The sequence below is a fragment of the Streptomyces sp. NBC_01224 genome, assembly GCF_036002945.1.
Lineage (GTDB): Bacteria > Actinomycetota > Actinomycetes > Streptomycetales > Streptomycetaceae > Streptomyces.
In genome coordinates this window covers 363,411-383,685 of sequence record NZ_CP108529.1, presented here as the reverse complement: position 1 = coordinate 383,685, position 20,275 = coordinate 363,411, and the positions used below count along the sequence as shown (strand labels likewise).

At 68.8% G+C, this 20,275-nt stretch carries 18 protein-coding genes and 2 pseudogenes; 10 read left to right on the top strand and 10 right to left on the bottom strand.

Annotated elements, in window-relative coordinates; all coding sequences use genetic code 11:
- Nucleotides 1-104: 104 nt before the first annotated feature.
- Nucleotides 105-344, bottom strand: a pseudogene (locus tag OG609_RS01770) (GTP-binding protein); the annotation flags it as partial.
- Nucleotides 336-644, bottom strand: a pseudogene (locus tag OG609_RS01765) (L-seryl-tRNA(Sec) selenium transferase); the annotation flags it as partial. The pseudogenes OG609_RS01770 and OG609_RS01765, both read right to left, overlap by 9 nt.
- Nucleotides 645-649: 5 nt before the next feature.
- Between OG609_RS01765 and OG609_RS01760 the strand changes: the two are divergent.
- From OG609_RS01760 to OG609_RS01750, 3 genes are all read left to right on the top strand, one after another.
- Complete coding sequence (locus OG609_RS01760) at nucleotides 650-781, top strand: hypothetical protein (RefSeq protein ID WP_327271107.1); 132 nt, start codon at nucleotides 650-652, stop codon at nucleotides 779-781.
- Nucleotides 782-983: 202 nt separating this feature from the next.
- Nucleotides 984-3,101, top strand: coding sequence for a trypco2 family protein (locus OG609_RS01755; RefSeq protein WP_327271106.1), 2,118 nt, complete (start codon nucleotides 984-986; stop codon nucleotides 3,099-3,101).
- Nucleotides 3,065-4,759: a tetratricopeptide repeat protein gene (locus tag OG609_RS01750; RefSeq protein ID WP_327271105.1), complete on the top strand. Its 1,695-nt coding sequence runs from the start codon at nucleotides 3,065-3,067 to the stop codon at nucleotides 4,757-4,759. Before OG609_RS01755 ends, OG609_RS01750 begins: the two co-directional genes overlap by 37 nt.
- Here OG609_RS01750 and OG609_RS01745 read toward each other — a convergent pair.
- The 4 genes from OG609_RS01745 to OG609_RS01730 all read right to left on the bottom strand — a co-directional run bounded on the left by OG609_RS01745 (nucleotide 4,662) and on the right by OG609_RS01730 (nucleotide 8,304).
- The gene (locus tag OG609_RS01745; RefSeq protein WP_327271104.1) at nucleotides 4,662-5,234 is read right to left on the bottom strand and encodes a dihydrofolate reductase family protein; all 573 of its coding nucleotides are present in this window, start codon (nucleotides 5,232-5,234) and stop codon (nucleotides 4,662-4,664) included. The genes OG609_RS01750 and OG609_RS01745 overlap by 98 nt on opposite strands.
- Before the next feature lie 178 nt (nucleotides 5,235-5,412).
- Nucleotides 5,413-6,150, bottom strand: a complete 738-nt coding sequence (locus OG609_RS01740) for an SRPBCC family protein (RefSeq protein ID WP_327271103.1) — start codon at nucleotides 6,148-6,150, stop codon at nucleotides 5,413-5,415.
- On the bottom strand, nucleotides 6,147-6,821 hold the full coding sequence (locus OG609_RS01735; RefSeq protein ID WP_327271102.1) for an ArsR/SmtB family transcription factor: 675 nt from the start codon (nucleotides 6,819-6,821) through the stop codon (nucleotides 6,147-6,149). The genes OG609_RS01740 and OG609_RS01735 overlap by 4 nt, the downstream gene beginning before the upstream one ends.
- Before the next feature lie 718 nt (nucleotides 6,822-7,539).
- Nucleotides 7,540-8,304, bottom strand: a complete 765-nt coding sequence (locus OG609_RS01730; protein ID WP_327271101.1) for a hypothetical protein — start codon at nucleotides 8,302-8,304, stop codon at nucleotides 7,540-7,542.
- A gap of 425 nt (nucleotides 8,305-8,729) precedes the next feature.
- Here OG609_RS01730 and OG609_RS01725 point away from each other — a divergent pair, with 425 nt between their 5' ends.
- Together OG609_RS01725 and OG609_RS01720 are read left to right on the top strand one after the other, a co-directional pair.
- Entirely contained in the window at nucleotides 8,730-11,750 is a 3,021-nt protein-coding gene (locus OG609_RS01725) for a Tn3 family transposase (RefSeq protein WP_327271100.1), read from the top strand.
- Nucleotides 11,751-11,818: 68 nt separating this feature from the next.
- Nucleotides 11,819-11,995: a hypothetical protein gene (locus OG609_RS01720; protein ID WP_327271099.1), complete on the top strand. Its 177-nt coding sequence runs from the start codon at nucleotides 11,819-11,821 to the stop codon at nucleotides 11,993-11,995.
- Between the two features lie 175 nt (nucleotides 11,996-12,170).
- On the opposite strand, the gene OG609_RS01715 is transcribed toward OG609_RS01720, so the two are convergent.
- Nucleotides 12,171-12,947, bottom strand: a complete 777-nt coding sequence (locus OG609_RS01715) for a MerR family transcriptional regulator (RefSeq protein ID WP_327271098.1) — start codon at nucleotides 12,945-12,947, stop codon at nucleotides 12,171-12,173.
- A gap of 220 nt (nucleotides 12,948-13,167) precedes the next feature.
- Here OG609_RS01715 and OG609_RS01710 point away from each other — a divergent pair, with 220 nt between their 5' ends.
- Entirely contained in the window at nucleotides 13,168-14,328 is a 1,161-nt protein-coding gene (locus tag OG609_RS01710; protein ID WP_327271097.1) for a serine hydrolase domain-containing protein, read from the top strand.
- A 68-nt stretch (nucleotides 14,329-14,396) separates the two neighbouring features.
- Here OG609_RS01710 and OG609_RS01705 read toward each other — a convergent pair whose 3' ends face one another.
- From OG609_RS01705 to OG609_RS01695, 3 genes are all read right to left on the bottom strand, one after another.
- Nucleotides 14,397-14,705, bottom strand: a complete 309-nt coding sequence (locus OG609_RS01705; RefSeq protein ID WP_327271096.1) for a transposase family protein — start codon at nucleotides 14,703-14,705, stop codon at nucleotides 14,397-14,399.
- Nucleotides 14,706-15,155: 450 nt separating this feature from the next.
- Nucleotides 15,156-15,842: a hypothetical protein gene (locus OG609_RS01700; RefSeq protein ID WP_327271095.1), complete on the bottom strand. Its 687-nt coding sequence runs from the start codon at nucleotides 15,840-15,842 to the stop codon at nucleotides 15,156-15,158.
- A gap of 117 nt (nucleotides 15,843-15,959) precedes the next feature.
- Nucleotides 15,960-17,012 (bottom strand): tyrosine-type recombinase/integrase, encoded by a 1,053-nt coding sequence (locus OG609_RS01695; protein WP_327271094.1) that lies wholly within the window; start codon nucleotides 17,010-17,012, stop codon nucleotides 15,960-15,962.
- A 388-nt stretch (nucleotides 17,013-17,400) separates the two neighbouring features.
- Between OG609_RS01695 and OG609_RS01690 the strand changes: the two genes are divergently transcribed.
- The 4 genes from OG609_RS01690 to OG609_RS01675 are packed head-to-tail and all read left to right on the top strand — an operon-like array spanning nucleotide 17,401 to nucleotide 20,223.
- A complete protein-coding gene (locus OG609_RS01690) occupies nucleotides 17,401-17,775 on the top strand; it encodes an ArsR/SmtB family transcription factor (protein ID WP_327271093.1) in 375 nt (124 codons plus the stop codon).
- On the top strand, nucleotides 17,775-18,233 hold the full coding sequence (locus tag OG609_RS01685) for an SRPBCC family protein (protein WP_327271092.1): 459 nt from the start codon (nucleotides 17,775-17,777) through the stop codon (nucleotides 18,231-18,233). The genes OG609_RS01690 and OG609_RS01685 overlap by 1 nt, the downstream gene beginning before the upstream one ends.
- Complete coding sequence (locus OG609_RS01680) at nucleotides 18,221-19,687, top strand: MFS transporter (protein WP_327271091.1); 1,467 nt, start codon at nucleotides 18,221-18,223, stop codon at nucleotides 19,685-19,687. Before OG609_RS01685 ends, OG609_RS01680 begins: the two co-directional genes overlap by 13 nt.
- A 17-nt stretch (nucleotides 19,688-19,704) precedes the next feature.
- Nucleotides 19,705-20,223, top strand: a complete 519-nt coding sequence (locus OG609_RS01675) for a pyridoxamine 5'-phosphate oxidase family protein (protein WP_327271090.1) — start codon at nucleotides 19,705-19,707, stop codon at nucleotides 20,221-20,223.
- Nucleotides 20,224-20,275 lie beyond the last annotated feature (52 nt).

The window sequence follows — 20,275 nt, the reverse complement described above, 5'->3', positions numbered from 1 at the left end:
ACGCGGGAGACTTGCCGTCAGGCCGCGTCGCGCAGAATCCCGACGGCGTTCTCCAGAGCGTGTTCCCGCAGCTCGCAGACGCCACGGTCCGCATCAGAATGTGTCTCCGGTGGGGCGAGGTCGGTGCGGGTCACGGCGATCAGGCCGTGACGCACATTCAGGGCCGTCAGCGCTGCCACGTGCTCCTCGGTCTGTCGCGACCAGCCCTCGTCAGCCGCGATGACGAGCAGGACGGCGGGCACGGGGCCGACTCCCGCAAGCATGTTGGTGATGAACCGGTGGTGACCGGGGACGTCGGCGAAGGCCGCCGTCACTCCGGACGGCAGCTGTGTCCACCCGGTGCCGGGGCCGACCGCGGCGGCGTAGTCGGCGAGGTGGGTACGGTTGGTGGTGCCGACCTCCCTCAGTCGGGCGCCCGTGCTGGTCAGCTGGTCCGGAAGACGGAATCCGTCGCCGATCTCGATGAGTTCGCCCCGGCTGACGGTGATCTCGCGGGCCTGCGCGAGGGCGGTCGCGATGAGTACCAGCGCTGCCGCGCCGTTCGTGGTGACATGGGCGTCCTCGGCGGCGGGCACCGCGTCCAGGAGGGCGTCGATGGTCCAACGGCCACGCCGCGCCCGTGCTCCGTCGGCGAGGTCGTACTCATCCGGTGCGAGCCGCACAGGTGCTCCCGGGCCTCGGCATCCACCGCTGGGTCCTGCGCGTCGCCGCGTACGCAAGTCTCATGACGGACGCCCACGCCCCCTTCCGCCTCGGCCCGGGCGGCAGGGAACCCGCCTGACCCGGTCACGGCTTCAACCGGGCGGCCGGACCCGGGCGTCGGGAGTTCGGCGCGCTTCCCCTACCGTTGTCTCGCCAGAGATTGCAGGCCGAGGGGGCTGCCGCGGCAGGAAGGCCAATCATGGAGATCGAGTTGGCGAAGGCGGTTGCCGCCGTGCGCGACGAGCTGCTGGCGGCGGCCGGTACAAGGAGCCGACAAGGAGGTGCAGTTCAAGGTCGGTGAGGTGGAACTCGAGTTCGCCGTGGAGCTGCGGAAGGACGTGAAGGCCAAGGCCGGTTTCAAGGCGTGGGTGGTGACGGCGGGCACCGAGCTCGGCGCGGCCAAGGGCGACACGCACCGGGTCAAGATCTCGCTGACGCCGCAGAAGTCCGACGGCGGCGACCTGTACGTCCACGGCAGCGCGGACCGGGAGGAAGGTCCCGGGGACCTGAGCGGCTACATTCCCGACTGGGCAACAGCGCCAGGGGGGGATTCGAGGATGGAGCAGTCGCGGGTCGTCGGAGTGAACGGCCCCGGAGGAAAGCCCGGTTCCGGCTACGCGGTCGCCGCGCATCTGGTGCTCACCAGCGCACACGTCTGTCCCGAGCCCGGCAACCAGGTGACGGTCTTCCAGCACGGACGCCCACCGTGCACGGCACGCGTCGTCTGGCGAGGTACACCCGAGGGCCGCGACGACGCAGCCCTCGTGCTGGTGGACGATCCCTCCTGGATTCCCCCGTGCTCTTCGTCCGGTACGCGTTGGGGGCGCCTGGCCAGCAGCACCCGGGCACCCCCGCGAGACGTGGGGCCTGCCGAATATGGTGCAGCAGAAGGGCCGGCCGAACGACTACCTCCACCCGGTCGGCACCCTCAATTTCGGCGACCGTTCCATCGGCAACCGCTATGTGATGAATGTCGACGGCCATCCGCCCGCTCCCCGTGCGGACGGGGCTTCCCCCTGGGGGGGGGCCTCTCGGGTGGCGCTCTGTTCAGTGCCGATCTGCTGATGGGCGTCATTGCCGCGGATCCCCAGGGGCGTGCGCACGGCGTCCTCGAAGCAGTGCCCGCCTATCTGCTGCTCGGCATCCCGGACTTCCGGGCGGCGCTGGAGGAATACGCACCTGGGATCGCCTTGTCGCTGGAGGCGGCGGAGTGGCAGCAACTCGGTCATCCGCCGCTGCTGGCCGACGCCCCGCTGGCCTCTCTGGCGCGCCTCCTGCACGCGCAGCGCCAGATCGTGCCCTTCCGCGGACGTGAGCAGCTCGTTGGTCGACTGCTGGCCTGGGCAGAACAGCCCGGCTTCGGCACCTGTCTCGTCCATGGCCCGGGCGGGCAGGGGAAGACCCGACTTGCCCAGTACGTGGCGGACCGGCTTGGTGCAGGGCAGTACACCGTGCTGTGGGTGCGGCCCGAGGTGCCACCGGCCGACCTCGGAGAACTGGCTGGTGCCGCACGGCCGGTGCTGGTCGTGGTCGACTACGCGGAGACCTGCGGTCCACAGGCCCTGTCCCTCATCGAGACCGCGTTACGACGCGGCGGCAGCGGCAGCACAGCGTTCAAGATTCTTCTCCTGGCACGCACGGCCGGCGACTGGTGGACCGCCCTCCAGAGCGGCACCCACGACAGCCGCGTGGAGGACGTCCTGGATGCCACGCCCGTCGCTGAGCTGGAGGCCCTGGAGCCCGAGGCCGGCAGCTCCCGGCTGTTGGCGTACCGGGAGGCAGTCGACAGCTTCGCCCGCAACCTTCCCCGGGTTTCGGGCTGGGACCACCACGACTGGCATGGCGTCGCCGCTCGACTGGCCACACCCAACCTGGATGAACCCGGATTCGGAGGCGCTCTCACGCTCCATATGACGGCTCTGGCCGATCTGCTAGACGCCGCGGGCGACGCCGATCCGGCCGCCTCGGGCAGCCCCGTGTCCCCGGGTGGCAAGACGATCGAGGACCGTCTCCTGGTCCACGAACGCCGCTACTGGGAGACCACCGCGGCCGCGCACGGGCTGGGGCCGCTGTCGGCCACACTGAGCGAGGCGCTGGTCGCGGCCCTCCTCATGGGTGCGGAGAACCAGAGCGAGGCAGACACCGTGCTGGGACGGCTGCCCGGCCTCGCCCCGCGCGACGGCACGACGTACGACCGCCGGGCCGCGGTCCGGGAGTGGCTCTGTGCGCTCTATCCTTCGCACTCCCCCCTGACGCGCTGGCCGCTGCCACGGAAGCCGTCAACCTCTGTCGTGACCTGGAGCGCATCCTTCCGGGTGTGCATCGCGCCGATCTGGCCATGTGCACGAGCAGCCTTGCCAATGTGCTCGATGAAATCGGCCGAACAGAAGACGCTCTGACCCTGGCCGAGGAGACACTCGCCCTCCATCGTGAGCTTGAGTGGGTCCGACCCCGGATACATGGGGCCAAGGTTGCGGGCAGCCTCAACAACGTCGCTGTCCTCCTCGGCAAGTTGGGACGCTACGACCTGGGACTGCTCGCCGCCGAAGAGGCCGTGGACCTCTACCGTGAGCTTGAGCGCCTGCATCCCGGTACCCACACAGCCGACTTCGCCATGAGCCTGAACAACCTCTCCAATTCCCTGAGGATGCTGGGCCGATCGGACGAGGCACTGGCAACGAGCATCGTGGCTGTCAAAATCCATCGCGTCCTCCTGCGGGAACATTTCCACGCTCACGGGGCCGACCTCGCCACCTATCTCTGCACTCTTTCCCAGGCCCATGAAGAGCTGGGGCACACGGATGAGGCCGTGGGCGCCCTGGAGGAGGCCATCAGGATTCATCGCCGTCTTGCCCGCACCGAACCGGGCAGCTACGAGGATTCCCTTGCGGGCTACCTGAACGACCTGGCCGTGCTGCTCGCCTCAGCGGGTCGGCCGAAAGAAGCACTGAGGGCCGTGGGGGAATCGGTCGATGCCTATCGGTCTCTCCGTCAGAAGAAGCCGGAGTTCCGCACACGCGAATTCGCCACCGCTCTGCGCAACCAGGCCGACCATCTGATGAAGCGTGGTCGCAGCACACCGGCCCTCAAGGCCAGGCGCGAAGCAGTGGCCCTCCACCGCGAACTGGCAGCGGCGAGCCCCGACGTCCACCTGGCAGACCTCGCGACCGTCCTGCATGAACTCGGCGCCCAGCTCGCCGGCGCAGGCCGTGCTGACCAGGCGATCGCCGTGCTCGCCGAAGCATGCGCCGCGTACCGTGCACTCATCGAGGCGAACCCGGATGTCCCCGCCTATACCGAGGCGCTCGCCGGCTGCCTCAACAACCTCGGCGCCTGGCTGGCGGACCTTGGCCGGCTGACGGAGGCCATCGACGCGTCCAAGAAGTCCGTGGAGTTGTACCGAGGGCTCGAACGCAAGGCGGCCGACATCCATCTGCCGTATTTCGCCGCTGCTCTCAACAACCATGCGTCGAGGCTGGTGATCGCCGGCCGCATCAAGGAGGCCGCCGAACACCAGCGGGAAGCAATTGCCGTCTACCGCAGGCTCGCAGTCGATGCCCCCGACGGATATCTGCCCTTGCTTGCCACCACTCTGAACGACTATGCCGCGACGCTCGCAGACCTGAGGCGCGGGGATCGGGCGGTTGCGACGGCTGCGGAGGCCGTCGCCGCGTTCCGGTCCCTTGCGGCAGCGGAGCCCGCCACCCACGGGCCGAGCTTCGCCCAGTCCCTGGCCAATTACGCGTTCCTGCTCGCGGAACTCGGCAGGACCCCTGACGCCATCATCGTCGGGCAGGAGACGGTCCGCCAGTACCGGCAGCTGGTGGACGCGCAGCGCGACCTGCTGCCCAAGCTGGGGGCCGCCCTCAAGAACCTCGCCGTCGACCTGGGCACCGAGCGAGTGTCTCCGCGAGTGTCGCGTATGAGGAGGCGACGGCAGGGCGAGAGTCAAAGCCTTGTCAGCGGACGACGTCGAAGACGTTCTTCTGCAGGCCGTTGGAGTACGCCTCGTACTCGACCAGCTTCAGCTTCTGGGTGTCCTTGTCCGTGGTGCTGAACAGGCGCTTGCCGGCGCCGAGCAACAGCGGGAAGACGAGCAGGTGGTAGCGATCGATCAGGCCCGCGTCGGACAGGGCGTGGTTGAGGGAGGCGCTGCCGTGGATGATGATCGGGCCTCCCTCGGTTTCCTTCAGCGCGGCCACCTCGTCGAGCGAGCGCAGGATGGTGGTCTCGCCCCAGTTCGAGACAAGGTCGTCGTCGGTGAGGGTGGTGGAGACGACGTACTTCGGCATCGACTTGTAGTCGGCGAATTCCTCCATGTCCGGCCACACCGGGCTGAACGCCTCGTAGCTGACCCGGCCCATGAGGATCGCGGTGGATTCCTTCTGCTCCCGTCCCTTGATTTCGAACGCCTCGGGGAGGAACTCGACGTCCTTGAAGGTCCATCCAGAGTTTCGGTAGCCCGGTTCGCCGCCGGGGCCCTCCACTACGCCGTCAAGCGAGATGAAGGCGGTGCTGATCAGGGTACGCATGAGATTTCCTTGGTGTCTCGTGTTCGGTTTTCGGTTGCTTGCTGCCGCTTCGGTCGTGTTCGAGACGGCAGAGATCTAGTGATGATGGATCCCGGAGCGCCGCATCAGGCAGCTTTTCCGGTTGCACCGGGATCTGGCACACGTCGTGCGGACGGGCGTTCTGAGCGGCTCGCGGAGGTCAGCTGAGGAGTCCGGTCAGCCACCGCTGCCAGGCGGCCTCGGCGCCGTCCGTGTCCGGGCCGAACAGGTGGTGGAACATCAGCGCCATGCCGGAGCCGTGGTGGAAGGTGTAGATCCCGTCGGCGGTGCGGAGCTCCATGCGCTCGTCGTCGGACCAGACCACTTCGCCATCCAGTGGCGGCAGACCAGCCGGCGCGGCGTGTACTTGCGAGCCCACGGGGATCGGGCTCGGCAGCGACAGCCCTCGGCCGAGTGCCGCCCGCACCTCCAGCGCCGATCTCCCGCCGGTCGGCGCCAGGGCGAAGACGGGAACGCCGGTGCGTCCGGGGAAGTGCGTCAGGTATTCCCGGAGCGTGTGGAGGTGGAAGGGCCAGCCGCGGCGCAGGGCGTCGTACTCGTCCTGCCAGTCGTCGCCGAGCAGGCCGCTGTGGACGACGCGGAGCACGGTGCTGCCGCCGTCCCGCCCCTCGATCAGGTACTCGAAGGCCATGAACCGGCCGTCCTCGGCGGTGGCCGTGCGGGTCGCGAAGCGTTTGCCGGGCTCGTAGGCCGTGACCACCGCCTCCTCCCGGTGGCCCCCGGTTTCCATGGCCGCGGCCCCGCCCTCGCGTGGCTCCACCTCGTTGCGGCCCATGAACCAGGAGTCGATCCCTGGTCCCGTGGCGATCGCTTCCCAGACCTGTTCCGGGCCCGTCGGCAGGGTTGTTTCCAGCTCGATCTCGAACGGGTGCGTCATGGTGCGTTGTCCTGTCCTGCTTCGGGTTCGGTCTCGTGCGTCCCCCCGGACTGCTGCTGCGGGCCGGCCGCGTTCGCGTCAGGGCCGGGCTGCGGTGAGGGGATCTGGTGGAGCCCGACGATCACTCGATGGCTCCGGCCTTCTGGGGCGGCCTCATCGTGGTAGCGGCCGACGAGGGTCGCCACCGCCTGGGCCAGTTCATCGGCGAAGGCCGTCCGGTCGGCCGCGGAGGCGAACCGCACCTCGGCGTCGATGCCGAAGGTGGCGACCCGTCGCCGAACTCGGGCCGCGCCGGTCAGCAGCGCCCCGACCTCCTGCACCAGCCGGGCTCCCAGCGCCAGCAGCCAGTGGGCGGAGAGCCGGTCGGGAGACCGGGTGGGGTCCGGGCTGACGGCGGCCAAGGCGCTGGGGGAGATCACATAGGAAGCGGCGGTGGCGCGGTACACCCGCTCGGTGACGTTGCCCTTGCGCCGCTCCTCGGCGAGCTCGACCAGCCCGTGACGCTCCAGCTCCTTCAGGTGGTAGTTGACCTTCTGCCGGGGCAGCCCCAGGCGGACGGCCAGCATGGCGGCCGAGCCGGGCTCGGCCAGGGCGGCGAGGATCCGGGACCGTATCGGGTCCAGAGACGCCTCGGCCGCGGCGGGTTCTTCGATCACAGCGACGTCCAGCACCGTTCCAGAATCCTTCCGACAAAGAATTTTGTCAAGACAAGATTTATTGTCGGCGTCCGGTGTGCCGCCTGTGGGTCACTGGGGTGAGAGGCATTCGGGAGCACCAGTCGCTGATGGGAAGCAGGGGCGTCACCCACAGAAGGTCTGCCCTGTGTTCGTCTCACTCCAAGTAGGGGCGGGTGCCCCGTCTCTTGTGTCCTGGACATCGCGGTCTCGCAGACCGACCGCCCCTGGCCCGCCCGGCACGTCATCGCCGAAGCGGACACCACGGGGCCCGCCTTCACCGCTGAGGCGATCCTCGACGCGATCGACCGGGGCAAGAGCGACGATGCCGTGATCGCGCACTTGCGCTCCCGCCAGCCGGCTTCGGCGGCGCGTTCCAGCTCGCTGCGCTAGATCGTGGTCAGGGAGAATTCGGCCGCGACGAACACCGCACATGCAAGGGTCAGGGCGAGGGCGAGGAGCAGCAGGACCACTTCGGTCACCTTGCCGACCCCGACCCCAGGATCGACAACTGTGGGCGGGCAGTGGCACGGCTGGTACTGAGAGGTTCACCCATGGTGGGTCTGCTGCTCCACCTTGACTCGGCGGATCGGGTGGATGTCATCGCGACGGCCGGCCCGGATGTTCTCGGGCGGCCCGTGCAGGCGGAGGCGGCGCATCTCGCCGGGAGGAGCGCGGCACGATGAGCGGCGGGTCGGGCATCGTCCCGATGTGATCAGTCCGCTCCAGGTAGCTCAGGGCCAGTGAAGTCGGGACTCGAAAAGTCGGGAGCACTGAAACCCGGCCGCCTGCGCGGCTCCGGAACCCCCTTCGCGCCGCCTGCCGCACGTGATGTGTCCGTCATATCCGGATGGTCGGCGTCCTCAGGGCTCACGACCTGCAGCGAGTTGGACAGGAAGGGCAGAATCCCGCGTTCGAGCAGTGCCTCCTGCCACGCGTCACGCGCGTGGTCCACCTCGGGATCCGTACCACCGGCCGTCGAGCGGTTGCGCGCCGCTGCCACCAGCATCCAGACGAGACCGGCCAGCACAGTCACTACCGCGACCCCTGTCGCAGCCAGACCGGCGAGGAGCATGACGTCGGCGAGATGTGAGTGCCTGTCAACAGCCCGAAACGCGAAGCCGATCAAGCCGAAGACCGCGGCAGCCGTGGCGGACAGCCCCGGTACCAGAACGGCCACCGCATGCAGCGTGCTGCTTGTGTTGGCTGCCGCGCCGTCGGACTCGCGCCGTGCACGACGAAGCGCCGCGCCCGATGGGGCCGAGGCTGCGAGCATCTGACGGTATGCGCGGTATTCGGCAGCGGCCGAGGCGGCGATGGCGGTGCGCGCGCCGAGTGCCCGGGTGCGCAGTTGTTCATTGTTGAGAGGCCTGGGAGTGCGGCGCCTCTCGTTCTGGATCGCGGGGGAGTTCAGTGCGTGATCCAGGATGCGCTCGAACGAGGGCAGGTCTTCTGCCTGTAGGTGATTCGGACGGTCCACGAGTCTTCCTTGGTTGGCGAAATGCGCTCAGTGTGTCCTCACAATGGTTCCCCGATTGCGCAATCCCTAAAGCGTGTCAATGAAGCCGCCAGGATCGAGCGGGCACCTCCTCCTGGGGTCCAAGTAGTTCTCGCCGAAAAAACAACGCTATGCCGTGCAGCGGCTCCTGATCTGGCCTGATTCGAGTCCGAGGAGTAGCCGGATGAGCTGTCGGCCGCGGTGCTCGGTGCGGTGCTCGAAGCAGATCAAGGCCGATCCGACCATGGTGAACCTGTGCGATGAGGGACCAGCTCGCGTCACGAGCGCGGGAGAGTAGAGCAACCCCGCCCTGGCGCCGCCAGTTCGGGGGTTTTCGTCTGCCCGCGCCTCCCGGCCGGGTATCGGTGGTGCCCGACTGTGCTGATCGAATGGGGCGGGAGGGGCCGATGGCCACGCGGGTGTTTTCTGATGAGGAGCTGGAGGGCTTACGGTCCTTCCCCGCGATCGGCAAGGACGAGCTGATCCGCTACTTCACGCTCACCTCGGCCGATCAGGCGTTCCTCAGCAAGTTCCGCCGGGCCCAGAACGTACTCGGTGCCGCCGTTCAGCTCTCGACTCTGCCCTGGCTGGGGTTCGTTCCCGACGACGTCCCCTCCGCGCCGCCTGCGGCGGTGGGGCGTCTGGCGAGGCAGCTCGGGGTCTCCGTCGCCGGCTTGGCGGGCTACGGAGAGCGTGGGCAGACCCGCACGGATCACTTGCGGGAGATTGCCGAGTACCTGTCGCGGAAGCCCGCGAAAGCGATCGAGTTCAAAGCGCTGGACGAGTTCCTGCTGGCCCGCGCGATGGAACACGACTCCCCAAGCCTGCTGTTCCGGCTGGGGTGTGAGTACCTTCGCTCGGTGAAGGTGATCCGGCCGGGTGTCGTCTCGCTGCTGGAGAAGGTCGCCAGCGCGCGCAAGGCCGCGGAGAAGGAGACCCACGGCCGGGTGGCCCACCTGCTCACCGGCGAGCAGGTGCGGGGGCTGGACGGGTTGCTGGTGGTCGAGCCGGCGCTGGGCTCGACGCGGTTGCACTGGATGGTGACGGGTCCGGTGCAGGGGTCGCCGGCGAGCGTGAAGGGTGAGGTCGAGAAGCTGCTGTTCCTGCGGGGGCTGGGCGCCGACGCACTGGATCTGTCCGCGTTGCCCGCCGAACGCCGCCGTTACCTGGCTCAGATCGGCCGCCGTCTGACGGCGCAGGCTCTTGTGCGGCGCGAGCCCAACCGGCGTCACCCGATCCTGCTCACGCTGCTGGCGCAGCCCGCGGTCGATGTCCTGGACTCTGTGGTGCAGCTCTTCGACCAGACCCTGTCTGGCTCGGAGTCGCGGGCGAAGATCAAGCTGCGCGAGGTGCTCGCCGAGCGGGCCAAGCGGTCGGAGGACCGGCTCGCCCTGCTGGACGAGATCCTGCCCGTCCTCGCGGACACGGGTATCCCGGACGAGGAGGTCGGGACGCTGCTGCGCGGGGAGATCGGCATGAGCCGACTGCGGGCCGCGCACGCCGGGGCCACCGTGCGGCTGCCGCGCGACCACGGGCACCTGGCGCTACTCGACGGCTCCTACACCTACATCCGACAGTTCGCCCCGAAGGTCCTGGAAACGGTGCGGTTCAGAGGCGGCACCGAGGCGAAGCCGCTGATCGAGGCCCTGGAGATCTTGCGGGAGCTGAACGCCACCGGCGCCCGCAATGTCCCCGAAGGCGCCCCCGCGCTGTTCGTGCCGACCCGGTGGCAGGGCTACCTGGATGAGGCCGCGGCGAAGGGTGATGCGACCGCCTACCGGCACTACTGGGAGCTGTGCACGCTGCTCGCGCTGCGCGACGGCCTGCGGTCGGGGGACGTGTACGTGCCGGGTTCCCGTCGCTACGACAACCCCGCCGCCTACCTGTTCAAGCCCGCCCAGTGGGAGACGCACCGGGCGGAGTTCTGCCGCCTGGTCGGCAAGAGCCCCGACTTCTCCGAGGCCCTGCCGCTGGTGATGGAAGAACTTGACGAGTCCCTCGCCGACCTGGAGGGGGTCCTCAAGCATGGCAACGGACCCGTGCGCCTCAACGATGCCGGTGAGCTGGTGATCTCGCCGCTGACGGCGGAGGACATCCCGTCCGAGGCCGAGGAGCTGCACGGCGAGCTGGAGAAGATGCTGCCGAACGTGCCGATCGCCTCGCTGCTGGTGGAGATGGACCGGCACACCGGGTACCTGGACTGCTTCACCCACGCCAGCGGCAAGCAGGCCCGTTCCCCGCAGCTCAAAAGGAACCTGATCGCCTGCCTGATCGGGCTCTCCACCAACCTCGGACTGCACGGGATGGCCGCGTCCTGCGGCATCCCGTACGACGTGCTGGCGTGGACCGCGGAGTGGTACATCCGGGAGGAGACACTGCGCGAGGCCAACGTCTGCCTGGTCAACTACCACCACAGACTGCCGATGACGACCATGTTCGGCTCCGGCACACTGTCCTCCTCCGACGGGCAGCGGTTCCCCACCCGGGGCAAGTCGATCACCGCCCGGCACCTGAACAAGTACTTCGTCTCGGAGGGCATCTCCACCTACACCCACGTCTCCGACCAGCACTCCACCTTCGGCACCAAGGTCATCGTGGCCACCCACCGCGAGGCCCACTACGTGCTGGACGAAATCCTCGGCAACGCCACCGACCTGCCGATCAGCGAGCACGCGACCGATACGCACGGCGTGACCCTGGTCAACATCGGGCTCTTCGACCTGGTCGGCAAGCAGCTCTCGCCCCGCATCCGCGACCTGGGCAAAATCACCCTGTACCGGATGGGCGCGAAGGCCGACTATGAGGAACGCTTCCCGACCGCCGGGCCGCTGCTGACCAAGAAGGCCAACCTGAACCTGGTCGCCGACCACTGGGACGACCTGCTCCGTCTGGCGGGCTCGCTGAAGTACGGGCACGCCACCGCGTCCCTGATCGTCGGCAAGCTGTCCGCGTCCTCCCGGCAGAACGCGCTGGCCGCCGCGCTCAAGGAGTACGGGGCAATCCGCAGAACGATCTATGCGGCAAAGTACCTGTCGGAGGAGGGCTACCGCCGCAAGATCGCCCGCCAGCTGAACAAGGGCGAGTCCCTGCACGCCCTGCGCCGCCAGCTCCACTACGCCCGTGAGGGCAAGGTCGCCCGGCGCCAGCCCGAGCAGCAGAACGAGCAGGCGTGGTGCCTGACCGTCGTGACCAACAGCGTGGTCTGCTGGCACACCGAGTACATGGGCCTGGCCGTCGATGAACTACGTACCGCCGGCCGCGAGGTGGACGCCGAGGTCCTGGCGCACATCTCCCCGGCCCGTAGCTCGGTGGTCAACTACTACGGCTCCATCACCGTCGACTACGAGCGCGAACTCGCCCAGCTCGACGACCGGGGCCACCGGCCGCTGCGGACCGTGGACACGGACGACCCCGGAGCCGGGCTGTAGAACAGCAGCCGGCCCCTGCTTGCAGCTACAGCACCAGTCAGCCCGCCGGCCCGTCAGCGATGGCCGGCATGCTCTCAATTGGGATCAGCGCGAGGAAGCTCCGCCAGGACCGGCTGCTCGACGAGGCCCGGGAGACCGAAGACCCGATCCGCCTCATGCGGGTCTCCGGAGTCTCCAACGTGACCGCGACGCGATTCCTCCACGCCGCCCACCCTGACAACAAGGTCGATCCGATCCGAGCCTGAGTCTGAACCCCGAAACAGGCACTGATCAGCGCTAACCAGTGCCGCAGCGCATGGGACCTACCGGAAACGATCGTTATCTAGGGTTGTCAAGCTCATTCGCTGGTCAGTGGCCTGCTCATGGTGCAGGCAAGTAAGGCAACCAGTCTGCGGCCCCCGGCCTTCTCCTGAGAGGGCGTTACTGATGCGGGATGTGGATGCCGGCCGCGCGCAGGTTCGCTTCGACCAGGGCGTTCAACCGGGCGATGGAGGGTCCCTGGTCTTCCCGGTGGTGGTTGACCAGTCCGTACCGGGCGGCGGCGTCGGACTGGTTCTGAAACCCGGTCGGCATCGTCTGCAGCGCACGGTTGGTCAGCAGATTGGCGGCCACCGCGGACGCGAGCCCGTCGATCCGCGGGTCGTCGGGATCCCAGGATCTGGCGTCCCAGCTGCGCTTGGTCAGCTCGATGAACTCGGGGTCGGCGAGCGAGTGTTCGAGCTGGGTCAGGAAGCTGTCGAAAATCTCCGGAATCAGTGCCCGGGCCAGCACCAGACCCTCGCGTTGAACGGCCACGTAGTCGGGGCTGAAGCCGAGATCGGTGAGTCGGTCCAAGATCGCGCAGGCCCGGTCGGGCAGAAGGGCCCGGTCGCTGTGGTCAAGCCGGTGCAGCGTGTCGCGGCGTGCGGTCAGGTCCTCGATCCGTTTGGTGAGGCGGCGATGGACGTCGTCCAGGGCGGCGGCGAACTGCTCGGGATCGGCGTCGAGCAGGTCGCCGATCTCGGCCAGCGGTACGCCGGCCCCGGCCAGGGTCCTGACCTGGATCAGCCGGAGCAGGTCGGCCGACCCGTAGCGCCGGTAGCCGGAACCGTCACGTTCCGGCTCGGCGACCAGGCCGAGCCGGTGATAGTGCCGCACCGTCTTGATCGTGACGCCGACGAACGCCGCCGCCTGACCGATCGTGAGCCCGTTCGCCATCGGCTCAGCACACCTCCAGATCGTGGGCGGCCGCGGTCTCGGGGTACGGGTTGCGGGCGATCACAGGGGCGAGGGTAGCGCGCAATGATCGGTGCCGGTCAGCCCATGGTCGCGATGGAGGTTGACCTTGACCTTGGGTCAGGGTGCAGGCTCATCGCGAGGCCGCCTCGAAGGGGCCGGTAGTCACCGGGGCCAACTGTCGCGAGATTGAGGAATGACCATGAGCGAGTCCCTCCACACCACAGAGAACTCCGCTGCCGGACAGGATCGCCCGGAGCTGCAGAAGGCCATCCAGGAGATCGTCGATTCCGGTCTCGCCGGGGTGTCGCTGCGCGTGAACGATGAGCGGGGCGAGTGGGTCGGCAGTGCCGGGGTGGCCGAACTAGGCGAGGCTGCCAAGCCGCCGGTCAACGGGTACGTCCGGATCGGCAGCAACACCAAGACCTTCACCGCGACCCTGGTGCTGCAACTGGTGGCCGAAGGCAAGATCGAACTGGACACCCCGGCGGCCGACTACCTGCCCGAGTTCGCCCTTGACCGGCGGATAACGGTGCGGATGCTGTTGCAGCACACCAGCGGGGTGTTCAACTTCACCGGCGAGCTCTTCGAGGACGGGACGGTCGTAGCGGGGATCCCCTCCACCATCTCGGGCCAGGAGTGGGTGGACAACCGGTTCAAGACCTACCCGCCGGAGGAGCTGGTACGGCTGGCGTTGTCCAAGCCGGCGCGGTTCGAGCCGGGGACGGGCTGGAGCTACTCCAACACCAACTACGTGCTGGCCAGGCTGCTGATCGAGAAGGTCACCGGCCGCTCGTGCGCCGAGGAGACGCAAGAGCGGATCCTGGGTCCGCTCGGCCTGTCGGACACCGTGGTGCCGTACACCTCGCCGGAGATCCCCGAGCCGCACGCCCACGCCTACTACCGGTACGAGGAAGGCGGCCAGCAGAAGACGGTCGACATCACCCGCCAGAACCCCTCCTGGATCTCCGCCGGCGGAGACATGATCTCCACCACCCAGGACCTCCACACGTTCATCTCCGCGCTGGCGGGCGGCAAACTCCTGCCGGCCGGGCTGCTGGCCGAGATGCGCACGCCGCATCCCAAGAGCGGCTTCGGCCTGGGGCTGCGTGTGCAGGACGCGGGCAACGGCGGCACCCTCCTCTTCCACAACGGCGGCGCCGCGGGCCACGCGGCGCTGATGTACAGCACGCCCGACGGCAGCAAGACCCTCACCGCCTCGCTCAACTATGTGGACGACGCCGCAATGTCCCTGGCCGGGGCGTTCCTGAAGGCGATGGAGAGGCTCGTCGATGAGGTGTTCGGCGGCGAGCAGGCCGGATCGACTGACGAGGTGGCCGAGCCGACGCAGCCGACGGACTGAGCACCTCGCACCCGTATCTCTTGAAGGTGGGATCGGGATGGGAGGCAGTCTGCGGGGTGGATCGTCTGTCAGCGGTTGACTTCGAGGTTCGTCAGGACGAGCAGGGCGCGCAGGAGGTTCGTCGCGCGGGCGGGGTCGGTGCGGAGCTCGGTGAGGGTCCGCCAGTTCTTCAGGTGGGCGAAGCCGTGTTCGACCGGGGCGCGTCCGGCGGCGAGTACCCGGTTGGCGCCCTCCTGGCTGGTGGTGAGCTTGCGGGCGCGGGTGGCCTTGAAGCCGGTGACGACCACGGGGTCGCCCGGGTCGTCGTCCAGGCCGAGGAAGCCGAGGTCCGCGAGGGCACCGAGGCCGGCCCTGCGCGCGGGACGACACGACGCCACGCCGAGATGAGCACTCAATCAATTCACGGACGCGCGCAGGTGGCTTCGGACATCAGCGCAGCCGACTCCGAAAACTGACAGGACTCATCGTGGACGTGAGCGTCGACCGGCACCAACTCGGAGGGCATCACCGCATGCCACATCGGTTCCCGGACCCGCAGGTCGATGCTCACGGACCCAGGCGCCCAGAGGGCCACGACCTCCGTCCGATCCAGCTGACTGCGCAGTTCGGAAGCACCCGCGAAGTCGGCCGAAAGGATGTGCTCCAACACGGCTCGTTCGGAGACGCTCAACGGACGAGGCTCGATGGACAGGCGGGACATACGCCTCGTCCCAGGTCTCTGTTCCTGCGGAGTGACGCCTGACTATGGTCATGGAGGGGTCGGGGACACTTCCGCCGCGCCGGGCCTTGCTGCGCCGTTGCCGGTCGCGGGGCCGGGCGCGTGGGGCTCATGCCTGCGACCACGCGGCGAGGACCGCGTCGTGCTTGTCCTTGTCCAAGCCGACGGGAATCTTCCCTTGGAGGTACTTGGGTCGCGGATACCCGCCCTCGCTGAGCACTCGCCAGGTGTCCGCGACAGTCTCGGCGACCGGACGGCAGCGCAGACCTGTGGCCAGGGCCTTGGCCGAGGAAGCAGTCCAGGTGCCGACCACCTCGGGAATTTCAGGGGCCCACAGTGGTACTTCGGTCCACGGGGCCACGCCGTGATCCTGGAGGAACTGCTCGTCCGCCCACACGAGTTCGGTCTCGGCACCAGTGGCGTCGACACAGGCACCCAGCAGCTCACCCATGCTGGTGTTCTCGCGGACACCGGTGGTCAGATATCGGCCGGTGCCGCCCTCGGCGAGCCGGTCGAGCATGAAGTTGGCGATGTCACGGGCGTCGATCAGCTGCATCGCGCGGTCCGGGAACCCCGGAGCCAGCACACGACCGTCACGTGCGATGGTCTCCAGCCACCACGGGAGGCGCCCGACGTTCTCTCCGGGACCGACGATGATGCCGGGATTGACGATCAGGGCGCGTTCGGGGAAGCCCTCTTCGACCGCCCGCTCGCATCCGGCCTTGAGCGCGTTGTAGGGCACGTCGTCCGGCGAGGCGTCCGGAGCGCAGGCGTGGCGAGGGAAGGACTCATCCACCCCCTTGGCGGGCCAGTCCGAGTACGCCGTGGGTTCCCGGTGAAAGCCCCTCAGCCACGCTGAACTCACGGCCGACGTGCCGGTAAGAACGCTGTCACCAGCCGCAAACGGCGAGGGTCACGTTCGGCGACGTGCGGCGGGGTCACGTTCGGCGACGTGCCGGGCGACCGAGTCGACGCCGGGTCGGGCGTATCGCTCCAGGGAGCGGACGGAGGCGTGACGGGAGCGGGCCAGCAGCATCGGGGTTGAGGTGCCGTCCTCGGCGTCGTGTGTCAGGGCACTGTGACGTAGCCGATGGAGTGTCCAGCCGTCCAGGTCCTTGATGTCTTCGGGTGAGGCGAGGGGGTTGGCCAGCAGCCGCGTGTTCTCCTCGAAGATCTCCTCGGCCCGGCGGTAGGAGAGCCGGGCCCGGCCGGTCTCGGGGCACACGTCCAGTGTCGGCGTCCCGGCGGGGGCCTTGCGGTCGGTGAGGAACAGCGGGCCGCGGGTACGACGGGAGATGAGGCGGGGCAGGAGCTGGGCGGTGCCGGACTGCCAGTGGATCCACTCGGTCGCACCGCCCTTGGCGGTGATCCTTCCGCGCTTGTCCTGCGGGTACAGGTCTTCCACGTTGAGGCACAGCACTTCGTCGGCCCGTGCGGCGGACTCGTAGAGTATCTTCCACTGCGTCTTCTCCCGGAGCCCGACGTCCAGGCGCCACAGGGCGGCGATCTGATTCTCCGCCAGGGCCTTGGTGCGGTCCGGCGGCGCCGGCCGCCGCTCGATGCCGATCGTCGGATCGCCCTCGATCCAGCCCTGGCGCTGCCACCAGCCGATCGCCTTGCGCGCGATGGACAGCTCCCGGTTGACGGTGTCAGCGTCCATCGCGTCCGCCCGCGCCGCCGCCAGCTCGGCCAGCACCTCCGGCAACGCCGGGTCGTCAATCGCGGCAACGGGGAAGACGGGCGGCTTCGCGCCCCGGCGGGCGGGCCCGGTCGGCGCCGGTTCGCCGGCGAGCATCCACCCCCACGTCGTCAGCGAGATCCGGTAGATCCGCGCGGAGGACTTCGCGATCCCGGCGCTGGTGAGGTACCGCTCGACCGCCGCGGTGTACGACGAGGGCAGGGCGGACAGGGGCACCACCCGGGCGCGCGGCAGCCGGAGCGCGCCCCTGCTCCCGAGTTCGGTCACCGGTTCGATCGTCACGCCCGCCCTGCCCTTCCGGCGCTGCCGCAGTAAATGCGTACACCTGGCCCCGGCGGCCGGAATGCCCCGTCGCAGGTCGCGGTGATCACGTTAGGGGCTCCGCCGCAGTAAATCCGGCACTTACTGCGGCATGACACGGACGACCGGCCGGTGGCCGGAAGTCTGATAAGCCACGCGGAATCGAAAGCGGAACAGCTGCTACCGCCATCCGCTGTACCGCCGGCCCTCGCGCCGGGGCCGACCCCGAGCATCACGCGGTGCTACATGTCCGTTTCGCCGTAGGTGTACGAGAACAGGGGCGAATGCGCGAGAAAGCCAGCAGATCGGACCACCGTGATCGGGTCATTGGTTAAGGAAGCACTTGACTATAGATGTGTACCGACTCATAGTTAAGGACATGCCTAACTATGGCGGATCGCTGGATCGGGTGTTCCAGGCGCTGGCGGATGGAACGCGCCGGGCGATGGTGGAGCGCCTGATCCGCGGGCCGGTGTCGGTCAGCGAACTGGCCAGGCCACTGGAGATGTCGCTACCGGCCGTCATGCAGCACATCCAGGTGCTGGAAGCCTGCGGGCTGGTCAGATCCGAGAAGATCGGCCGCGTCCGCACCTGCCGCATCGAGCCGGACGTGCTGCGGACGGCCGAGGACTGGCTTGCCGAGCAGCGCACGTCCTGGGAACGGCGCCTGGACCGGCTCGGCGACTACCTGCTCGATGATCCCGGCACACCGGAGCAAGGGAGCTTGTGATGATCGACCGTTCTGTCACGCACGCCACGTTCACCCTCGAACGCCTTTACCCGGCCACGGTGGCCCGGGTGTTCGCCGCATGGGCCGACCCGAAGGCGAAGGCCCGCTGGTTCTCCACGCCCGACGCTGACCATGAGCTGGACTTCCGGGTCGGGGGCCGGGAGGCCAACCGCAGCCGTCCGGACAGCGGCCCATCGTTGACGTTCGAGTCGTTGTACCGCGACATCGTCCCGGACGAGCGCATCGTCTACACCTCTGTCCTGCACGTGGGGGAGGACCTCGCGGCGGCGTCGCTGACGACCGTGGCGTTCTGCCCGGCCGATGGGGGCACCCGGCTGGTCCTCACCGAGCAGGGCACCTTCCTCGATGGCCGGGAGGAGCCCTCCTGGCGGGAGCTCGGCACCGGCGACTGGCTCGACGCGCTGGGCGTCGAGCTGGATGCGGGATGGCACGAGTGAGCCCGCGGCCGTCCCCCTCGAAGTGGCGGGTGCTGGTGTTGCTGGGCACGGCGTTCTTCATGACCATCCTGGACGGCACCAGCCTGCTGACCGCCCTGCCGGCCATCGAGCGGGAGTTCCGGGCGCACGGCACCGCCGTCCACTGGGCGGTCACGGCCTACGCGCTGGCCTTTGCAGGCCTGCTGCTGTTGTGCGGCCGCGCCGCGGACCTGCTCGGCCGCCGCAGCGTCTTCCTGGCCGGAATGTCGCTGCGCGTGCTGGCCTCGCTGGGATGCGGGTTCGCCCCGTCGGCAGAGGCGCTGGTCGCAGCCCGCGCTTTGCAGGGTGTGTCGGCCGCCATCATCGCCCCCGCAGCCTTGTCCATGGTGATGAACGCCTTCGCCGAAGGCGCCGAGCGGAACAGGGCACTGGGAATCTGGGGCGGGATCGGAGGATTCGGTGCCACCGCCGGGCTGCTGCTGGGCGGGCTCATCACCGATACGCTCGGCTGGCAGTGGGTCTTCTGGATCAACGTCCCGGTCGGGGCGGTGGTGCTGGTCCTCGCGCCGGTGATGCTGATCGAGAGCCGGAACCAGGCGCGTGTCCGCTCCCTCGACCTGGCCGGGGCGCTGACGGTCACTTCGGCGCTCGTGCTGTTCGTCTACGCCATCACCAGCGTCCCTGACGTCGGGTGGTCCAGCCACCACGTCCTCGGGCCGCTGGCGGGTGCGATGGCGCTGACCGGCTTGTTTGTCGTGATCGAACGGCGGTCCAAGGCGCCGCTGGTGCCGTTCGGGGTCCTGCGGTCGCGTTCCCTGGTCGGCGGCGACCTCCTGCTCCTCGTCACGGGCATGGCGGTCGACGGCATGCTCATCGTCCTCACCGCCCACGCGCAGGCGGTGCTCGGCTGGTCGCCCGTGCGGTTCGGCCTCACGGCCGGAGTGATGACCGTGGCGGCTGTGGTCGGCGCTCTGGCCTGCCAGCGGGTTGTGACCAGGGTCGGCGTGCGTCCGGTCGCGACCGTCGGCACTGCCCTGCTCGGCGGAGCCTGCCTGCTGCTCACCCGGGTGGTGTCCGAGCACAGCTCACCGGAACTCCTGACTTTTGCCCTGCTGGTCTTCGGGGCGGGCATGGGCACCGCCACCGTCTGTGCGCAGATCGCCGCGTTCACCGGTGTCGCCGAACGGCACTCCGGTCTGGCCGCCGGACTCGCCGATACCTGCTTCGCCGTCGGCACCGCCCTCGGCGTAGCCATCGCCGGCAGCGTTGTCGCCGCGCACGCACCCACGCCTGGGACCGCCGCGCCGCAGACGCTGGTTCCCGGTCATCAGGCCGCGTTCGGCGTGGTCGGCCTCGTCGCGGCACTGGGCGCGGTCATCGCTTTGGCCATGCTCGGCAAGCGATCGGCACCGGTCACCAAGGAGACCGCGGCGCCTCCCGTTGACCAGATCGTGGCCGACCGCATGCCCGCCTGACCCATTGAGGAGCTTCCATGTCCGACCGTGACCCGGTTGCCGAGCTCGGCCCCTTCAGCGACCCCGGCGCCGACGCGACCCCCTGGCCGACCGCACTGCGTGAGCTCCAGCAGGCGCGACTGTTCTGGCTGTCCACCGTCCGCCCCGACGGCCGGCCCCACGTGACACCGTTGCTGGCCGTCTGGACCGGCGGCGCCCTGTACTTCGCCACCGGCGACCAAGAGCGCAAGACGCGTAACCTCCACGGCAACCACCACTGCGTCATGACAACCGGCACGAACGTCCTGGACGGTCTCGACATCACCATCGAGGGACGTGCCGAGTTGGTGCGCGACCCGACTGAACGCAGCACCACCGCCGACGCCTACGAGGGCAAGTACGGCGACCTGCTGACGAGCCCGGACGGTACCTGGCACGGCCTCGGTGACACCATCCGCTCCGGCAAGGTCCTGCTGTACCGCATCGGCCCGGAGGCCGGATTCGCCTTCGGAAAGGGCGAGGCGTACAGCCAGACCCGCTACCGCTTCCAGCACTGACCGTTGGATTTCACGGCCGCGTGTCAGGCGGCCGAGCACCGGCCACCATCGC

Coding starts and splice junctions, on each gene's coding strand:
- OG609_RS01715 (WP_327271098.1), bottom strand. CDS start 12,947: ATGGCGAACGGGCTCACGATCGGTCAGGCGGCGGCGTTCGTCGGCGTC.
- OG609_RS01680 (WP_327271091.1), top strand. CDS start 18,221: ATGGCACGAGTGAGCCCGCGGCCGTCCCCCTCGAAGTGGCGGGTGCTG.
- OG609_RS01725 (WP_327271100.1), top strand. CDS start 8,730: ATGGCCACGCGGGTGTTTTCTGATGAGGAGCTGGAGGGCTTACGGTCC.
- OG609_RS01745 (WP_327271104.1), bottom strand. CDS start 5,234: ATGCGTACCCTGATCAGCACCGCCTTCATCTCGCTTGACGGCGTAGTG.
- OG609_RS01685 (WP_327271092.1), top strand. CDS start 17,775: ATGATCGACCGTTCTGTCACGCACGCCACGTTCACCCTCGAACGCCTT.
- OG609_RS01740 (WP_327271103.1), bottom strand. CDS start 6,150: ATGACGCACCCGTTCGAGATCGAGCTGGAAACAACCCTGCCGACGGGC.
- OG609_RS01710 (WP_327271097.1), top strand. CDS start 13,168: ATGAGCGAGTCCCTCCACACCACAGAGAACTCCGCTGCCGGACAGGAT.
- OG609_RS01675 (WP_327271090.1), top strand. CDS start 19,705: ATGTCCGACCGTGACCCGGTTGCCGAGCTCGGCCCCTTCAGCGACCCC.
- OG609_RS01720 (WP_327271099.1), top strand. CDS start 11,819: ATGCTCTCAATTGGGATCAGCGCGAGGAAGCTCCGCCAGGACCGGCTG.